The organism is Streptomyces sp. NBRC 110028 (assembly GCF_001417735.1).
In the GTDB taxonomy this organism is placed as follows: domain Bacteria; phylum Actinomycetota; class Actinomycetes; order Streptomycetales; family Streptomycetaceae; genus Streptomyces.
Window position 1 is genome coordinate 686455 of sequence record NZ_BBUZ01000023.1, and the last position, 17820, is coordinate 704274.

15 protein-coding genes are annotated in these 17820 nt (G+C 73.0%); 5 read left to right on the top strand and 10 right to left on the bottom strand.

Translation table 11 applies throughout. The annotated features are described in order from the left end of the window. Positions 1–172 precede the first annotated feature (172 nt). Genes ASC60_RS08145 through ASC60_RS08155 form a run of 3 tightly spaced genes read right to left on the bottom strand, consistent with a single transcriptional unit; the run spans position 173 to position 2534 of the window. Positions 173–586: a RidA family protein gene (locus ASC60_RS08145; RefSeq protein WP_055548260.1), complete on the bottom strand. Its 414-nt coding sequence runs from the start codon at positions 584–586 to the stop codon at positions 173–175. Continuing rightward, on the bottom strand, positions 583–1404 hold the full coding sequence (locus tag ASC60_RS08150) for an IclR family transcriptional regulator (RefSeq protein WP_055548262.1): 822 nt from the start codon (positions 1402–1404) through the stop codon (positions 583–585). Before ASC60_RS08150 ends, ASC60_RS08145 begins: the two co-directional genes overlap by 4 nt. After that, positions 1401–2534, bottom strand: a complete 1134-nt coding sequence (locus tag ASC60_RS08155; RefSeq protein ID WP_234356868.1) for a sugar kinase — start codon at positions 2532–2534, stop codon at positions 1401–1403. The genes ASC60_RS08150 and ASC60_RS08155 overlap by 4 nt, the downstream gene beginning before the upstream one ends. A 183-nt stretch (positions 2535–2717) precedes the next feature. Between ASC60_RS08155 and ASC60_RS08160 the strand changes: the two genes are divergently transcribed. The 5 genes from ASC60_RS08160 (at position 2718) to ASC60_RS08180 (ending at position 7916) form a co-directional block, all read left to right on the top strand. Continuing rightward, entirely contained in the window at positions 2718–4043 is a 1326-nt protein-coding gene (locus ASC60_RS08160; protein WP_055548266.1) for an alanine racemase, read from the top strand. A gap of 40 nt (positions 4044–4083) precedes the next feature. Then, positions 4084–5706, top strand: a complete 1623-nt coding sequence (locus ASC60_RS08165; RefSeq protein WP_055548268.1) for an amidohydrolase family protein — start codon at positions 4084–4086, stop codon at positions 5704–5706. 212 nt (positions 5707–5918) lie between these two features. Then, positions 5919–6362 (top strand): hypothetical protein, encoded by a 444-nt coding sequence (locus tag ASC60_RS08170; RefSeq protein ID WP_234356869.1) that lies wholly within the window; start codon positions 5919–5921, stop codon positions 6360–6362. A 17-nt stretch (positions 6363–6379) separates the two neighbouring features. Then, complete coding sequence (locus ASC60_RS42665) at positions 6380–7177, top strand: hypothetical protein (protein WP_055548272.1); 798 nt, start codon at positions 6380–6382, stop codon at positions 7175–7177. Between the two features lie 151 nt (positions 7178–7328). Next, the gene (locus ASC60_RS08180) at positions 7329–7916 is read left to right on the top strand and encodes a hypothetical protein (RefSeq protein ID WP_055548274.1); all 588 of its coding nucleotides are present in this window, start codon (positions 7329–7331) and stop codon (positions 7914–7916) included. A gap of 103 nt (positions 7917–8019) precedes the next feature. On the opposite strand, the gene ASC60_RS08185 is transcribed toward ASC60_RS08180, so the two are convergent. The 7 genes from ASC60_RS08185 to ASC60_RS08215 all read right to left on the bottom strand — a co-directional run bounded on the left by ASC60_RS08185 (position 8020) and on the right by ASC60_RS08215 (position 17818). Then, on the bottom strand, positions 8020–10917 hold the full coding sequence (locus ASC60_RS08185) for an NACHT domain-containing NTPase (protein WP_055548275.1): 2898 nt from the start codon (positions 10915–10917) through the stop codon (positions 8020–8022). 52 nt (positions 10918–10969) lie between these two features. Then, entirely contained in the window at positions 10970–11281 is a 312-nt protein-coding gene (locus tag ASC60_RS08190; RefSeq protein WP_234356841.1) for a trypco2 family protein, read from the bottom strand. A gap of 144 nt (positions 11282–11425) precedes the next feature. Continuing rightward, positions 11426–12106, bottom strand: a complete 681-nt coding sequence (locus ASC60_RS08195; RefSeq protein ID WP_055548277.1) for a TetR/AcrR family transcriptional regulator — start codon at positions 12104–12106, stop codon at positions 11426–11428. Further along, positions 12073–14076, bottom strand: a complete 2004-nt coding sequence (locus ASC60_RS08200; protein WP_055548279.1) for a CocE/NonD family hydrolase — start codon at positions 14074–14076, stop codon at positions 12073–12075. Before ASC60_RS08200 ends, ASC60_RS08195 begins: the two co-directional genes overlap by 34 nt. Positions 14077–14223: 147 nt before the next feature. After that, complete coding sequence (locus ASC60_RS08205) at positions 14224–15948, bottom strand: ABC transporter ATP-binding protein (RefSeq protein ID WP_055548280.1); 1725 nt, start codon at positions 15946–15948, stop codon at positions 14224–14226. Further along, a complete protein-coding gene (locus ASC60_RS08210; RefSeq protein ID WP_055548282.1) occupies positions 15948–16862 on the bottom strand; it encodes an ABC transporter permease in 915 nt (304 codons plus the stop codon). The genes ASC60_RS08205 and ASC60_RS08210 overlap by 1 nt, the downstream gene beginning before the upstream one ends. Next, complete coding sequence (locus tag ASC60_RS08215; RefSeq protein WP_055548783.1) at positions 16859–17818, bottom strand: ABC transporter permease; 960 nt, start codon at positions 17816–17818, stop codon at positions 16859–16861. The genes ASC60_RS08210 and ASC60_RS08215 overlap by 4 nt, the downstream gene beginning before the upstream one ends. Between the last annotated feature and the right edge of the window lie 2 nt (positions 17819–17820).

Sequence of the window (17820 nt, forward strand, 5' to 3'; positions counted from 1 at the left end):
GGACTCCGGAAAGTGGGTAGGGCGTAGCGCCGCACGGCGGGGGGCCGCGCGCGGGGGAGGACGAGGTGCGGGTGATCAGGGGTCTGGTCCCGGCGACGACGACGGTGGGTATGGGGGATCCCGGGGCAGGCGGGTTACGGACGCCGCCCGCCCCGGGCGTATCAGGGCCTGCTCAGCCGAGGACGGCGAGGGCGTCGATCTCGACGAGCAGCCCGGCGGGGAGGCCGACGTAGATCGTCGTACGGGCCGCCGGGGCCTCCTTGAGGTCCGCGAAGAACTCGTTGTAGATCTCGTTGAACTCGGCGAAGTGGCCGGTGTCGGTGAGGTAGACGCGGATCATCATCACGTCCTCCCAGCTCGCCCCGCCCTCTTCCAGCACGGACTGCACGTTGCGCAGGGTCTGCAGGGTCTGCTCGCGCAGGGTCGGCCCGACCGGGGCGGGGGCCTGACCGGGGACCGCGGGGCCGAAACCGACCTGACCGGCGACCTGGAGGATGTTGCCCTTCTTGACGCCGTGCGAGAACTTCGCGGGCGGGGCGGTGTGCGTGGCCGGGGTGATCGCGGTCTTGTTCAGCTTCTCGGTCATGAGGAGGGTTCCTCGGCTCTCTTCTCGGGTGTTGTTTCGGTTGCTTCGTCGGTTGGTTCGTGGGTCGGCCGGGCCGGGGCGCCGCCCGAGTACTCCCGGCTGATGTCCTCCGCGGTGCCGCGCACCATGGGCAGCAGGGTGAGGAGTTCGTCCGCGGTGACGACGACGTTCGGCGCCGACATCGAGCACGCGGCGACGACCCGGCCGTCCGCGCCCCGGATGGGCGCGCCGACGCAGTTGATCGACTCCTCGTGGCCGCCGAGGTCGGTGGCCCAGCCCTGCTCCCGCACAGTCTCCAGCTCCCGCAGGAACGCGGTGGCGTTCGGGGTGGAACGGGACGTGTACGCGGGGTACGGAAGCCGTTCGGCCAGCGCCCGCCGCTCGGGCTCCGGCAGGTCCGCCAGCAGCAGCTTGGCGACCGCCGCGACCGTGATCGCGACGGGTTTGCCGATCCGCGAGTACATCCGGACCGGGTAGCGGCTCTCCACCTTGTCGATGTAGAGGACCTCGTTCTCCTCGTACACCGCGAGGTGCACGGTGTGTCCGCAGCGCTCGTTGAGCGCGACCAGATAGGGGTGGGCGATCTCCCGTACGTCCAGGTTCTCCACCGCCTCCTGCGCGAGCGCGAAGAGGCGGGCCCCGAGGCGGTAGCGCTGGTCCTGCTGGCGATAGACCATGCCGTGCTCGTGCAGCGTGCGCAGCAGCCGCAGCGCGGTCGACTTGTGCACGCCGAGCCGCGAGGCGACCCGCTCCAGATTGGCGGGCCCCTCCGCCAGCAGGGGCAGGATGCTCAGCGCTCGGTCGACGGTCTGGCTCATGAGTCGATGACCTCCACCACCGTGGTATCGGACCCCGAGTGCGCCGGGTCTGCCCAGCCGGGACCGAATCGCAGTGTGCCCCACGCGGCGTCGTCCAGGGTCACCAAACGGTCGGCGTAGGCGCGGGAGGGCGGGGTGCCGAGGTCGCCGGGGACGGTGAGGGCGGCGGCCGCCATCAGATGGCCGTGGCGCAGCCGCTGCGCGACGGGCAGGCCGCGCAGGGTGCCGGAGAGGAAGCCCGCGGCGAAGGCGTCTCCCGCCCCGACGGGGGCCACGACGTCCACGCGCAGGGCGGGCGCGAAGGTGACGGTGTCGGCCGCCCCGCCCGCGTCCGTACCGGCTCCGTCGGCTCCGTCAGCTCCGTCGGCTCCGTCGGACCCGCGGGCGTACGCGGTGGCCCCGGTGGCGCCCTGCTTGACCACCAGCACCTCCGGTTCGGGCAGGGCCTCGCGGATCGCGGCGGCGCCGCCGCGTATGCCCCAGGCGGCCTCCGCCTCGTCCTCGCCGACGAAGACCACGTCGCAGCCGCGCGCGAGGTCGAGCAGCACATCAGGACCCTCGTCCCGCTCCGGGTCCTCCCACAGCGAGACGCGGTAGTTGAGGTCGAAGGAGACCAGCGGCCGGCCGGGGGCGCGGGTGGTCAGCTCGCGCATCAGGGCGAGGCAGTCGGCGGAGAGGGCGGCGGTGATGCCGGTGAGGTGGAGCACCCGGCCGGACCAGGTCTCCTCGTGCGGCATGAGCGCCGGGGACATGGCCGCGGCGGCGGATCCGGCGCGGTAGTAGACGACCTCGGCGAGCGGCTGCTCGCCGTCGTCTCCGGGAGCCCCGGAGGCGGGGACCCCGGAGGTGGGAGCCCCGGATTCCACCGCCCGCTCGCCCGCCGTGCGGAAGTAGATGCCGGTGGGGCGGCGCGGGTCGCGCTGGACACAGCCGACGTCCACCCCGGCCGCCGCGATCTCCGTCAGCAGATGGTCGCCGAAGCCGTCCGTACCGACCCTGCTGATCCAGCGCACGCTGTGCCCGGTGCCCGCCAGCCCGCACGCCACGTTGGACTCGGCACCGCCGATCCCCCGCGTGAAGGCGGGTACCTCCGCCAGGCGGCCCGGCCGGGACGGCACGAAGGTCACCATCGACTCGCCGAGGCACACGACGTCGACACTCGGGGCTGGGCGCACGATCAGTCTCGCTCCTTGCGCATCTGGGTGGGGCACGCACCGTTGACCCGGTGCTTGGCCGGATGTTAAACAGCGCTAAGCGTTATACGCAATGAACGTTGCAGACAGTGCAACCAGAAATGTACGGGAGGCACCTCCATGGCCACCGACCACAGCGAGCGCGCCGCCGACCACCGCGTGCGCCCCGCCGCGCACCCGGCCGTCGCCCGGCTCGCCGAGGAGCGTGTCGACCACCGCTTCAAGGGGCTGCCGCCGGACGCCGGAGGCCGCACCGTGGGCGAGCTGGCCGCCGAGCGCCGCTCCCTGTTCACCGGCGGCTTCACCACCCCCGTACTGGCGCTGTCGGCCGAGGCACTGGAACACAACCTCCTCGCCATGGAGCGCTATTCCGCCGCCCACGGCCTGGCCTTCGCCCCGCACGGCAAGACCTCCATGGCCCCGCAGCTCTTCGAGCGCCAGCTCGCCCACGGCGCCTGGGGCATCACCGCCGCCGTCCCCTCCCACGTGCGGATCTACCGGGCCTTCGGCATCCAGCGGATCTTCCTCGCCAACGAGGTCGTCGACGCCGCCGCCCTCCACTGGCTCGCCGCCGAACTCGACGCCGACCCCGGCTTCCGATTCGTCTGTTACGTCGACTCCACGCGCGGCGTGGAGCTGATGGACGCGGCCCTCCGCGAGGCCGGCGCCGGGCGGCCCGTCGACGTCGTGGTCGAGCTGGGCGCGGGCGAGGGCGCGCGCACCGGGGTCCGCGACGAGGCCGAGTGCGCCGCCGTCGCCGACGCGGTGGCCGCCGCCGGGACGCTGCGGCTGGTCGGCGTCGCGGGCTACGAGGGCGAGGTACGACAGGCGGACGGCGAGCGGGTACGGGCCTGGCTGCGCCGCCTCACCGCGCTCGCCGCCGACTTCGACGCCGCCGGCCGCTTCGACGGCGTGGACGAGGTGGTCGTCAGCGCGGGCGGCAGCGCCTGGTTCGACGCCGTCGCCGATGTCTTCGCCGAGCTGCCCGCGCTCTCCCGGCCCGTCCTGAAGCTGCTGCGCTCGGGCGCGTACGTCTCCCACGACGACGGTCACTACCGGCACATCACCCCCTTCAACCGCATCCCGGAGGAGGGCGATCTGCAGCCCGCCTTCCGCCTCTGGGCCCAGGTCGTCTCCAGCCCCGAACCCGGGCAGGCGTTCCTCAACGCGGGCAAGCGGGACGCCGCGTACGACCTCCACATGCCCGAGCCCCAGCTCGTCCGCTCCGCCCGCGACGGCTCCGTCCGCCCCGCCCACGGCCTCGTCGTCACCTCCCTCTCCGACCAGCACGCCTGGGTCACGGTCGCGGAGGGCGCCCAGCTGGAGGTCGGCGACTGGGTCGCCCTCGGCCTCTCCCACCCCTGCACCAGCTTCGACAAGTGGCAGATGATCCCACTGGCGGAGGCGGACGGCACGGTCACGGACTACATCCGCACCTTCTTCTAGCCCACCGGCAGCATCCACTGTGAGAGAGGCAAGGGGACACATGGACCTCGTCATCCGCGACGCGCACGTCATCGACGGCACCGGCGGTGCCGCCTACCGGGCCGACGTGGCCGTGGACGGCGGCCGGATCGCCGCCGTCGTCCGCGAGGGCGGCGGCGCGCGGCCCAGCGCCCGCCGCGTCCTGGACGCCGACGGACTCGCCCTCTCCCCCGGCTTCATCGACATGCACGCGCACAGCGACCTCGCGCTGCTCCGCGACCCCGACCACTCGGCGAAGGCCGCCCAGGGCGTCACCCTCGAAGTCATCGGCCAGGACGGCCTGTCGTACGCCCCCGTCGACGACCGCACGCTCGCCCAGATCCGCACCGCCATCACCGGCTGGAACGGCGACGGCTCCGACATCGACTTCACCTGGCGCACCGTCGGCGAGTACCTGGACCGGCTCGACCACGGCTTCGACGGCCGGGGCATCGCCGTCAACGCCGCGTACCTCATCCCCCAGGGCACCGTCCGCATGCTCGCCCTCGGCTGGGAGGACCGCGACGCGACGCCCGCCGAGATCGCCCGGATGAAGCAGCTGGTGGCCGAGGGACTCGAACAGGGCGCCGTCGGCCTGTCCTCCGGCCTCACCTACACGCCCGGCATGTACGCCACCGACTCCGAACTCACCGAACTGTGCCGGGTCGTCGCGGCGTACGACGGCTACTACTGCCCGCACCACCGCTCCTACGGCGCGGGCGCCCTGCGCGCGTACGAGGAGATGGTGGCCGTCACCCGTGAGGCGGGCTGCGCCCTCCACCTCGCCCACGCCACCATGAACTTCGGCGTCAACAAGGGCCGCGCCCCCGAACTCCTCGCCCTCCTCGACACCGCCCTCGCCGACGGCGCCGACATCACCCTCGACACCTACCCCTACCTCCCCGGCTGCACCACCCTCGTCGCCCAGCTGCCCAGCTGGGCCGCCGAGGGCGGCCCCGAGGCGATCCTCACGCGGCTGCGCGACGACACGGAGGCCGAGCGCATCCGGCACGTCATGGAGGTGGAGGGGGCGGACGGCTGCCACGGCGTGCCGATCGAGTGGGACACGATCGAGATCTCCGGCGTGAGCGACCCCTCCCTGGGCGACTACGTCGGCAAGACGGTCGCCGCGAGCGCCCGCGAACGCGGCGAGGAGCCGTGGACCACCGCCCGCCGCCTGCTCCTGGAGGACCGTCTCGGCCCCACGATCCTGCAGCACGTGGGCCACGAGGAGAACGTCCAGGCGATCATGAAGCATCCCGTCCACATGGGCGGCAGCGACGGCATCCTGCACGGCGCGAAGCCCCACCCCCGGGCGTACGGCACCTTCCCCCGGTACCTGGGCCGCTACGTCCGCGAACTGGGCATCCTCTCCCTGGAGGAATGCGTCGCCCACCTCACCAGCCGCCCCGCCGCCCGCCTCCGCCTCCCCGACCGGGGCGAGGTCCGCGAGGGCTACCGCGCCGACCTCGTCCTCTTCGACCCGCAGACGGTCGCGGCGGGCTCCACCTTCGACTCCCCCCGCACCCTGCCGATCGGCATCCCCCACGTCCTCATCGACGGCCGCTTCGTCATCGAGGACGGCCGCCGCACGGACACCCTGGCGGGGCGCGCGGTACGACGTGTCACCGACCGCCGGAGCTGACGCTTACCGAGACCCCGATGGGATCGCCCGAGGGGATGAGTCACCGTCACGTCAGGTTTTACTCACGGACGTTGGCTTCCGGAACTATGGCCGCATGGCCTCCATGAAACAGTTTGCCCGCCTCATGACTCACGAGTAACCTTTGCCCCTGTGTGCGACAACCCGTCAGTTCGCATACCAAACGGGGAGCAAAAGGGGGAAGTTTCGTGCGCATGCGCATATTTCTCGTATCAACCGCGTCGGCCGCGCTGATCGCCGGGGGCCTGACGACCACACCGGCGATGGCCGCGCCTGCCGCGCCGTCCGAGGTCGGGACGTACATCACCAACGGTGACCGCGTTCATGTCTCCAGCACGCCGCCCAGGACCGCGTCCGCCCACGGCTGGTGGATCAAGGTCAGCGGGGCGGGCACCAAGGCCAAGGTGACCATCTGGCTGCAGATGAAGAAGGGCAGCGGCCGGTGGCGCTCGGTGGCCAAGGGCCAGAAGACCGTCAAGTCGGGCGGCGGTAGCTCTCGCCGGGCGAATGTCCGCAAGACCTGCGCGAACGCGCAGAAGCGGCAGTGGCGCAGCCTGATCGACGTGGACATCATTGGCGTCAGCGACTCGCCGGAGAAGGCGGTCACCAAGGCCGTGACGGTGCGCTGCGGCCTTTGAGCCATCGAGGAGACGACATGAGGGATGCCGGTCGCGGGGCCGCCAAAGACCCCACGCTCATTGTGGGGCTGCACGGGGTCCTGGACCGGCATCCCTGGTTCGAGCGCGCGAGCGCCGCATACGACCTCGACGAGGACGTCTTCAGTCTGGCCACCAAGCGGGCCACCGCATACGGCTTCAGCTCGACCCTCCTCGGCCGGGCGGCGGCGGCCAACGCGGAGCTGTGGGAGCACAACGACGCCGGGGGCGACTGGACCCAGGACGGCCGGGTGCGCGAGCTGGCGTGGCTGCAGGCCCGCCTCCCGGGGCGGGCGCGCGGACGGCGGCTGCCGCTGCTGCCCGTGGTGACCGTCCTCGCCGACGCGCTGCGCCGCGTCGGCGCCGTTCGCCTGACCGGTCTGCACGCGCTCGTACCGCTTCACGGCACGGCGGATGTCCGCGCCGAACTGGCCACCGTGGCCGACTGGTTCGCCCTCGCCGACCCGGACGGCGCGGCCCGGCTCGCGGTGACGGTGTCGGCGCGGCCCTCGGCCGGGCTGTGCGGCCGGGCGGACGAGCTGTGCGAGGGGGCGCGGGCGCGGGTGTACGAACGGATGACCGTCGAGACGGCCGACGCCCCCGGCACGGACGCGGGGCTGGCGCGGCCCTTGGCCGGACAGGTGCAGGCCGAGGGGATGCGGCAGGAGCTGGCCTTCCGGTGCGGGGCCCGCGAGTGGTCCCCGGATGTCGCCGCGTGGACGGCGGAGGTCTTCGCCGACGTCCTCCGCGACGCCGGTACGGCCGAGCCCGTCCTGATCACCGTCTCCGTCGCCTGAGCCGGTCGCAGCGGCTCCCCGGCAAGGGACTCACGCCAAGCGTCCGGGGCGTTAGCCGGGCGTTAGCAGTACGGCGGCGGTTCAACAGCGGCGGCCGACAGGCTCGTTGTCACGAGCCCGCACCACCGCTTCGACAGATACGGGGAAGCCCATGTCGCACTTTTCCACCCTCCGTGCCCGCAAGGCCGCAGCCGCCGTGGCGATCGCCGTTGCCGCGCTGGGACTCACGGCCTGCCAGGGCAACGAGAAGGACGCGTCGTCCTCGCAGGACCGCACCTCGGCGAGCGCCGCCCAGTCCCCCGGTTCCTCGGACAAGGCCGATGGCGCCAAAGCCTCGAAGAGGGTCCCGAACAAGCCCGACATGAAGTGCACCGACCAGATCAACTACGCGGGCGACCCCCGGGACAACGCCACGATCAACAGCATCGGCTCCGACACCGGCACCTGCCCGCCCGTGCAGAGCGAGAAGTCCGAGGGCACCCCCAACATCGACGGCGTCAAGTGCACCGACCAGATCAACTACGGCGGTGACCCCCGCGACAACGCCACCATCAACAGCATCGGCTCCGACACCGGCACCTGCCCGCCCGTCCAGGGCGACCAGACCGAGGGCACCCCCAACATCGACGGCGTCAAGTGCACCGACCAGATCAACTACGGCGAGGACTCCCGCGACAACGCCACCATCAACAGCATCGGCTCCGACACCGGCACCTGCCCGCCCGTCCAGAAGAAGTGAGCCCGCGCCACCCAGGCGCCCGTAGCAAGGACACCGTCCTCGACCGCCCCGCGCCGACTACGCCCTGGCCCGAGGCGACGGAAGGTCCCTCACGACCCGAAGATCAACGCTGGAGCCATTCGAGGAGTTCGTCATGGCGCACCCGGTAGACGGTGCCGGCCGATCTCAGCAGTCCGCGCTCGTCGCACCAGCGCAGGAAGCCGGCCAGGCGCAGCGGCAGCTTTCCGCGGGTGGCCGCGATCAGGCCGGCGTACTGGCGGATGGTGACCGCGACGAAGCCAGGGCCGGCGGCTACGCCGCAGGCGAGGGCGGTGGTGACGGCGAGGGGCCAGGAGACCTGTAACCACTCGACGCGCAGCGTCGCGTAGAGCGTGAGGGCCGCTACGACCGCACCGGACACGACCCCGGCCATCGCGTCGTTGCGCAGCGGTGAGAGCGGCGTGGGCACGCCGGGCGGGTTCGGGTCCGGCTCTCCGCCGTTGTGGCGCCGGGCGGAGCGCAGCCCCGCGGGCACCCCCACCGCCAGTCCGATCGCCCCGGCGCCGCATCCGGCGATGAGGCCGATGAAGTCGCCGAGGCGAGCGGCGAGGAATCCGGCCGCCACCGTCACCCCCAGGGCGGACGGAGTACCGGCGCCCACCAGGTGGCGGCGGTCGATGTCCGCCCGCACCGACAGCGCCAGGCCGAAGCCGAAGACGACCGCGAACCCGGCTCCGGCGGTCAGCGCGAAACCCGGCCCGAACAGCGCCGTCAGCGGCAGCATGAGGACGCCGCCGAGGGTGACGCCGAGGGCGATCCGGCTCCAGCCGAGTCCGCCGCGCAGGCGCCCGAACAGGATGCGGCGGGGCTCGACGTACCGTGCGCGCGCGTTCCAGGCCGACAGGAGCGGAGCGGGAAGCAGCAGGGCCAGCAGGACCGCGCCCGGCAGCGGCAGCGTGTGGTTCCGGTGGAGGCAGACCGTCAGGAGGAGCAGGGCGGGCAGCCAGCAGGCGAGGGTGATCGCCGCGGCGGCGTAGCGGGCGCTGCGGGGCCCGGCGACCGACCACAGGGTGTGGATGGCCAGGCTGTGGGGCGGCGCGGTGGAAGGGCCGCCGTCGGCCGGGGCCGCGCCGCCGCCGCGCGGGCCGGCGGTGAGCAGCCGCAGCCACCGGGTCACGGCTGGTGCCCGGTACGGCCGGCGCCGGTCCGCCGGGTCCGGCTCGCACAGGGAGGGGATGAATTCCTCCAGCAGCGCCGCGCGCAGTCTGGCCTGCTCGGGGCCGCCCGAGGCCGGCACCCGGATGAACGAGCGGAGTGTCGCGGCTCCGGCCTCGGTCCGTAACGCCAGTGAGGCCAGCGTGAGCATCCATGGTGAGGACAGCACCTCTTTGGTGACCGTGCCCGCCGTGAAGAGGTCGTCCTTCATCCCGGCGAGCCGGGCCCGGTTCGTGGCCCGTTCGACCAGGAACCGCCGCCCGTCGACGGGCTGGACGGTCTCGATGCGCACCGTCGCGCAGTCCAGCAGACGCTGATCGGCGCGGCTGAGCTCGGTGTACTCATCGGAACGGCAGGTCAGCACCAGCGGTCCGGCGAACCGGTTGAGCTGGGCCAACGCGGTGCGGGCCCGGTGCCGCCCGCTCCCCGGGAGGTCCATCTCGTCGAGGCCGTCCAGGACCGGCATGATGCGCCCGGATGCCAGCAGGTCCCGTGCCGTCGCGTCGGAACCGCCCAGGTACTCACTCCCCACCCGGGCGCTGAACCAGTCGGCGAACGTCACGCCGGTGTCCCACTCCGACAGGCCGGCCGGCACGGGCACCGGACCGTCGTAGCGCTTGCGGTCGAGCACGCGGTGGACGAGTTCGTAGGCCAGGAGCGTCTTGCCCGAGCCGGGGCCGCCCGTGATGACCATGCGCTTCGGCCGGAGAGCGGCCAGGTATCGGGCGATGCCGTCGAAGTCTCCGCGCGGCCAGGCCCCGTCGGCGTCCCTGCCGCTCTGCGGCAGGGTGACGAAAGTGACGTTGATGGCCTTCCTGTCGTTGCCCAGCAGCTGCCAACGGCGCCGGTCCACCTCGCCCCGGACGGTCTCGCCCAGCCGCTGGAGCGCGGCTTCCCGGCCGCCTGCCACCGGTCGCGGGCCCCGGAGCCGTCCGATGCCCCAGGTGGTCAGCACGCCGGAGAGCGTCGACCCGAGCGGCCATGTGGCGCCCGACGCCGGTGGGGAGAGCGCCAGGAGCGCCAGGGTCGTCGTCGTGCCCGCCGCGGCGGGCACCAGCAGCTTCCTCATGCGCTGCCACGAGGAGGGCGGGGGCATGGCTATCGGCGCGAAGTCCGTGTCGTCGTCGGCGTCCGGAGCGGTCCCACCGATGTCTTCGGTGACGAAGTGGACTCCGTAGGCCCGTAAGGTCTGCTCGAATCCGGACAGTTCGGCGAGGACGCTGACGGGTACGGCCTCCAGCACCCCGGGGGCGAGGCCCATCTCCCTGGTCACGACCGCGACCAGGTGCGGGCCGCACAGCAGCCCGGTGCCCGAGCTGCCGCGCCACCCCGAGCGGCCCGGCACGATGCCCACGTCGACGTGCACCGTGGTCATCCGCGACTTCATGCGGTGCAGCGGGTCCACATGGCCGCGTATGGGCATGGTGTCCCGCGCATGGTCGGGGCGTGCGACGGCGTTGGGGAAGCCCAGCCCGAGGCAGGGGACGCGGTCCTGGCCCACGATCCGCCCGAACCGCACCGGCGGCGTCGCCGGCGGTCGCCAGCCCGGCCCGGTGATCCGCAGCAGCGCGCCGTCCGCCTCCTGCGACGCCGGGGAAGCCTCCGCTTCCGGCGACCACACCAGTTCGGCGGTCGTCCACACCGTACGGCTCTCGGGATCCAGCCGCCGGACGTCCACAGTGCCGCGCGGCCGGACCCCTTCCACCGCGTGGAGCGCGGTGAGCACGACGTCGTCACCGATCAGGTATCCGCTGCCCGACTTCCCGAGCGCCGGATTCCAGATTTCCATGACCCTGGCCTGGTCCATTCCCCGTCATGTCCCTTCACCTGACGAGCCGTTCCACGCGGATCGTCCGAGGTCATTCCGGGCGCCGTGGAGAGTCGGCGGAGATCCTCAGGTCGTTGTCGTCGCCGTCGACCGGCTGCAGCGTGACCTTGACGCGGTGGGTCCGGCCCACGGCGGCCGTGCCCTGGGCCTCGGCCGTCCAGGGGAGGACGAACACCTTGGCCCTGGCCCCGCCCTCCTTCCTGACCTCCACGGTGAACTCCAGCTCCACGGGGCCGGTTCTGAATTTCAGGGTCTCTTGCGCGCCCGCCTCCATCGCGCTCTGCAACTCGGCGCGAACAGCGCTGATGGTTTCCCCGAGTTCGGCCCACGGTTCCTGCGCCACACCGGCACCCCCTGCTGGCTCAGCCTCACGTCCGGACAGCGCGAACGACCCCGCCGCCCGCCTCGGACCGAACCGTATACGGTCGCGCCGGGCCCGGGGGCGTGGTCCGCCGAACCGGGTCCGGCCCGGTAGCGGCACCACCGCTCAGCCGCCCAGCTCCGCCTCGGCGAAGCGCCACAGGTGCCGTCGCGCGTCCTCGACGCTCAGCGCCGGGACCTGCCGGAGCCGCCGCAGGGCGAGGCCGTCGGCGAGGGCCGAGAAGCGCAAGGTGAAGTCCGCCGGGTCGGCACAGCGGAAGTCGCCCTCGGCGCAGCCCCGCTCCACCAGCGACCGGATCTCGCCGTGCCAGCTCTCGTACCGCTCGGCCTGCCCGCGGGCGAACGTCTGGTCGCGCTCGCCCGCGTTCCAGTAGTCGAACCACATCCGCCAGTGCCGGTCCGTGTCGTCCGTGAAGAGCGCGTCGATGACCAGCCGCAGCCCCTCCGCGCCGCTGGTGGCGCGGTCGGCGGCCTCGGTGAGGGCGGCGTAGTAGCGCTCTATGTGCAGGACCATGGCCTCGGAGAGGACTTCCTGCACGCTCCCGAAGTGGTACGTGACGGTGCCGACCGAGACCCCCGCCGCGGCGGCGACCTCGCGCACCCCGACCCCCGCGGTGCCCCGCTCCGCGATCAGCGGAACGGCGGCCTCCACGATCAGCCGGCGCCGTACCTCGGTCGGCTGCCGGGTGCGGGCCGAGGCCGCGACGGCGCGGCGCGGGGGGCGGCGGCCGGAAGCCCGATCGGAGGACGACGTCACGCGGATGTCCTCGGGATCGTGTGCTGCCATGCGCGGTTGGCCACTGTCTCTCCGTTCGCCCGTGCCTCGACACTGCTGTCCATGATGAATTCCTCCGCCGTGGCACGCAGTTCGGTCGCGGTGTGGATCTCCGCGTCCCAGCCGTCGCGCCGCAGCCGGATCGTCCACCGCGAGCTTGCCACGGCCGACAGCGGGTCCTCGGAGCGGATGCGGTACGTCTCGCGGGCGCTCTCCTCGTACCGCAGCCCGTCCGGATACGTGCGCGAACCACCGTAGTTGGGGTCCACATCCAGCACCCACTCGCCCGTGGCGACGTCATGGGTGACGGTGCGTTCCGGGCGGGGTTCGGCGGGGGCCTCCACGGTCACGGCCAGCGGCGGGGCCTGTTCGGGCTCCTCGAAGGTGATCGGCGCCCGCGCGGCGTCCGCGCCCGGGTCCCGTACCGGCAGCAGCAGCGCGCTCTCGCCGGGTTGTACGGTCAGCTGCCCGCGCTCGCCGTGCGGCCAGACCCACGGCCAGTACGCGTCGGAGACCGCGACCCGGACCCGGTGCCCGGGCGGAAAGGCGTAGCCGGTCCCGTTCAGCTCGAACTCGACGTCCTCGTAACGCCCCGGCTCCCACTCCACGGCCTGCTCCCGGCCGTGCCGGGACATCAGGTTGAGCACACCGCGGGTGACGAGGGTGGACGAGCCGTCGGGCGCCACGTCGCAGACGCGCGCGATGACGTGGGCGCGCCGGGTCGCGCTGTCCAGCCGCAGCCGTACGCGGGGGCGGCCCAGGATCTCCACCCGCTCGGTGAGCGGCGCCGAGTCGAAGCACACCGAGCGGCCGTCCTCCTCCCGCTGGTCCGGCGGCAGATCGGTGGCGTTGCCGAAGGGGAAGTAGCGGCCCGCGTCGAGCCCGGTGTGCGGCGGGGACCGTACGATCACCGGCCCGTCGCCTCCCAGGGGGCGTTCGTCCCAGGTCACGGACGGGGCGGGCCAGGCGTCGTCGCCGACCCAGCGGCCGGGCATCGTCTCGTACGAGGTGGCGGGCGGCACCGGGTCGTTGATCCAGGCCCGCAGCAGCGGCTCGTCCATCACCCCCGTGTCGGTGTCCTTCAGCCAGTGGTCCCACCAGCGCAGCGTCTCCTGGAGGAACCCGATCGCCGGGCCCGGCGGCAGTCCCCGGTCCGGGTACTGGTGCGACCAGGGGCCGATCAGCCCGCGCACCGGCGCGTCGAGGTGCTCCACCAGGCGCAGCACGGTGTCCCGGTACGGATCGGCCCAGCCGCCGACCGCGAGCACGGCGGCGTCGATCGCCGCGTAGTCCTCGCACACGCTGCCGTGCCGCCAGTACGCGTCCCGCTCCTGGTGCGCGAGCCAGGTGTGCAGATACGGCTCCAGCGCGTCGAGCCGTTCCCGCCACATCGGCAGCCAGCGGTCCTCGCCGACGGAGGCGGGGTGCGGGGGGCGGGCGGTGAACGCGAGCATCGTGCCCGCCCAGGCGAGCATGTCGATGCCGAGGACGGCGCCGCCGATGTAGTGGACGTCGTTGTCGTAACGGTCGTCGGCGGAGCACACGGTGACGATCGCCTTCAGCGGCTCGGGGCGCAGCGCGGCGATCTGCAGCGAGTTGAACCCGCCCCAGGAGATCCCGAACATCCCCACCTTGCCGGTGCACCACGGCTGCTCGGCCAGCCAGTTGACGACGTCCACGCCGTCGGCCAGCTCGGTCTCGTCGTACTCGTCGCGCATCACGCCCTCGGAGTCGCCGCTGCCGCGCAGATCGACGCGTACGGAGGCGTAGCCGTGGCCGGCGTACCAGGGGTGACGCTGGGCGTCGCGGGGGGCGGTCCAGTCACTCTTGCGGTACGGGAGGTATTCCAGCAGGGCGGGTACGGGGGCGGTCTCCGCGTCCGTCGGCCGCCAGACGCGGGCGTGCAGCCGGGTCCCGTCGCGGGTCGGAATCCACACGTCCTCGACCCGCACGTCCCGGTCGAAGGCTTCCCTGTACCTCACGTGTCTCCCTTTTTTTGCGCCTGAACCGGCGCCGCTCTCGCGGACCGGGCTCTCGCCGTCGGGGTTCCTCAATTGATGGTTACGGCAACGAGCTGGGGCTCACCCACGACGGCGAACCCCCAAGGGGCACCCCGCTCGGCGTGAGGGCTACGCATCCGCCGGCCGCCACCTGCGGACCCGGTGGCCGTCATCCAGCTCGTCCCAGACCTCGCCCGGTTCGGCGGCGTCGGACCAGTCGTCGGCCGCCTCGACGACCGCTTCGGCGTCCGGGTCGGGTTCGAGCGCGGCGGCCATCAACTGCCGCGTATACGGGTGGCCCGGAGCGGCGAAGACGGCGTCCGTCGGGCCCTCCTCCACCACCACGCCGTGCCGCAGCACCACCACCCGGTCGGCGATCCCCCGCACCACCGCCAGGTCGTGGCTGATGAAGAGGCAGGCCAGGTCGCGCTCGCGGCGCAGATCGTCCAGCAGGCGCAGCACATCGGCCTGGACGGACACGTCGAGCGCGGTGGTGATCTCGTCGGCGATCAGCACGTCCGGCTCACCGGCCAGCGCCCGCGCGATGCCGATGCGCTGCCGCTGCCCGCCGGAGAGCTGGGCGGGGAGCCGGTCGGCGAAGTCGGGGTCGAGGCGGACGTCGGAGATGAGCGCGCGGGCCCGCGAAGCCGCCTCGTCGCGTGAACCGGCGGCGCCGAAGAAGCGCAGGGGCCGCCGTACGGCGTCGCCGACCGAGCGTCGCGGGTTCAGCGACGTGTCGGCGTTCTGGAAGACGAGCTGGATCTTGCGCCGGAGCGCGAGGGGGCGCCGCCGCGCGGAGGCGCCCAGGTCACCGGGCGCGCCCAGGTCGCCGGGCTGGTGGGTCATCGCACCGCCCGAGGGGGCCCGGAGCCCGGCCAGCGCCCACGCCAGGGTGGACTTGCCGCTGCCGGACTCGCCGACCAGGGCCAGCACTTCGCCGCGCCGCACCTGGAAGGAGACGCCGTGGACGGCGCGTGAGGAGCCGTAGTCGATGGTGACGTCCCGGACGTCGACGGCCCGCACCGCGCCGGACGGCACCGGCCGCTTGGGCCGCACCTCCCGCGTGCCGTCGTCGCCGACGAGGGCGAGCCCGGTGTCGGACAGCCGGGGGACGCTGGCGAGCAGGCGGCGGGTGTAGGGGTCGGCGGGGGCGGCGAAGAGCCGCCGGGTGGGGGCGGCTTCGACGACCCGGCCCGAGCGCAGCACGCACACCTCGTCGGCCATCCGCGCGACGACGCCCAGGTCGTGGCTGACGAGGACGGCGGCGAGGCCGAGTTCGTCGCGCAGGGAGCCGACCAGGTCCAGGACGGAGCGCTGGGTGAGGACGTCGAGTCCGGTGGTGGGCTCGTCGAGGACGAGCACCTTGGGGCGGGCGGCGATGGCCATGGCGATGGCGACGCGCTGCTGCTGCCCGCCGGAGAGTTCGTGCGGGTAGCGGCGGGCGAGTTCGGCGGGGCGCGGCAGCCGGACCTGTTCGAGGAGGTCGGTGACGGGCACGTCGCCGCCGGCCTCGGCGATCTGCCGTCCGACGCGCATGGAGGGGGTGAGGGCCTGGCCCGCGTTCTGGGCGATCATGGCGACCGTGCCGCCGCGCAGCCGCCGCAGTTCGCGCGGCGGAAGGGCGAAGACGTCCCGCCCGTCGACGCGCACCGTACCGGCGGTGAGCCGTGAGCCGTGCCGCAGGTGGGCCAGCAGCGTCGCGGCGACGGTGGACTTGCCGCTGCCGGACTCGCCGACCAGGGCGAGGGTCTCCCCCGGCGACAGGTCGAAGCTCACGTCGTGGACGACGGGGATCTCCCCACCGCCGGACCGGTAGGCGACACCGAGATCTGTCACCGACACGATGGCGCTCATCAGGAGCCCTCCCGGATGCGGTCGACGCCCCACGCCTTGGACAGCCCGTCGGCGGCGAGGTTGAGCCCGACGACGAGGGTGGCCAGGGCGATGATGGGCGCGAGGCTGGCCAGCGGTACGACGGTGATGGCGGTGCGGTTCTCGGAGACCATGAGCCCCCAGTCGGGGGTGGGCGGGTCGGCGCCGAAGCCGAGGAAGGACAGCGAGGAGATCAGCAGCACGACCCATGAGGCGCGCATGGCGAACTCGACGCACACCACGTCGGTGATGTTGGGCAGCACCTCGCGCCGCAGGATCGCCCACGTCCCCTCCCCGCGGGCGCGCGCCGCGGTGACGTAGTCCTGGGGCACGACGGCGAGCGCGGCGGCCCGCACGACGCGTACCACCTGGGGGACGCAGATGACGCCGATGGCCAGCACGATCACCCCGGAGCCGGTGCCCAGCGCGGTGACGATGACCAGCAGGACGAGGATCGCGGGGATGGACAGCACCGCGTCCAGGATCCGCATCAGCACATCGTCCAGCCAGCCGCCGCGCAGGGCGGCCGCGCAGCCGAGGACGGTGCCGAGCGCGATGGTGAGGAGGGTCGCGGTGACGGAGACGCCCAGCGCGTACCGCCCGCCGTACAGCACCCGGGTCAGCACGTCGCGCCCGTATTGGTCGGTGCCCGCCCAGTGGTCGGCGCCGGGCCCGAGCAGCGCGTGCGAGGCGTCGCCGACGGTGGGGTGGTACGGGGTGAGCAGCGGGGCGAGCAGCGCGATCACGAGGTGGACGGCGACGATCGCGAGCCCGATGGCGGCGGGGCGGGAGGTGCGTACGGTGCGCCAGGCGCGGGCGGCGGCGGAGCCGGGGACCCCTGATCGGGCGGACGGTGCGGGAACGGGGGCCGCGGCAGGCGTCTTCAGCGCGTTCAACGGTTCCTCCCTCCTCGGGTGCGGAGCTTGGGGTTGAGGGCCATGGAGCCGAGGTCGGCGGCGAGGTTGCAGACGACGTAGACGACGGCGCTGATGAGGGCGATGGCCTGGATGACGGGCAGATCGCGGTTCTGCACGGAGGTGAGCAGCAGCTTGCCGATGCCGGGGTAGTTGAAGACGTTCTCCACGACGGCGACGCCGCCGATCAGCCAGGCCACGTTGAGCGCGATCACATGGAGGGTGGGCAGCAGCGCGCCGGGGAGGGCGTGCCGGGTGACCACGCGCCAGGTGGACAGCCCCTTCAGCCGCGCGGTGGTGACGTATTCGCCGGCCATGACGTCGATGACCGACGTACGGGCCATCCGCACGATGTACGCGGCCATCACGATCGCGAGCGAGGCGGCGGGCAGCCAGACGGCGGGGAGCAGTTCGCCCGTGGAGGCCCCCGGCCCGTACAGCACCACGGCGGGCAGCACGGGCACGGCGACGGAGAAGACGAGCACCAGCAAGGTGGCCACGACGAATTCGGGGATGGACATCCCGACCAGGCTGACCGTGGAGATCACATGGTCGGGCCAGCGGTCGCGGTAGAGCCCGGCGAGGATGCCGAGCACGAGCGAGCCGGTGACCGCGAAGAGGACGGTGACGACGGCGATGAGGGCGGAGTTGCCGAGGTACTGGGCGACCTCGCCGCCCACCGGCTTGGTGGTGACCAGCGAGGTGCCGAAGTCGCCGTGCAGGGCGCCCTTGATCCAGTCGGCGTAGCGCTCCCAGGCGGGCTGGTCGAGCCCCATCTGCTTGCGCAGCGCGGACACCGCGTCGGGGGTGGCGTCCTTGCCGAGCACCTGGGTGGCGACGTCGCCGGGCAGCGCCTGGACGGCCAGGAAGACCATGACGGAGGAGAGCAGCAGGGTGCCGAACGCGGCGACGACGCGGCGGGCGATGAAGGTGAACACGC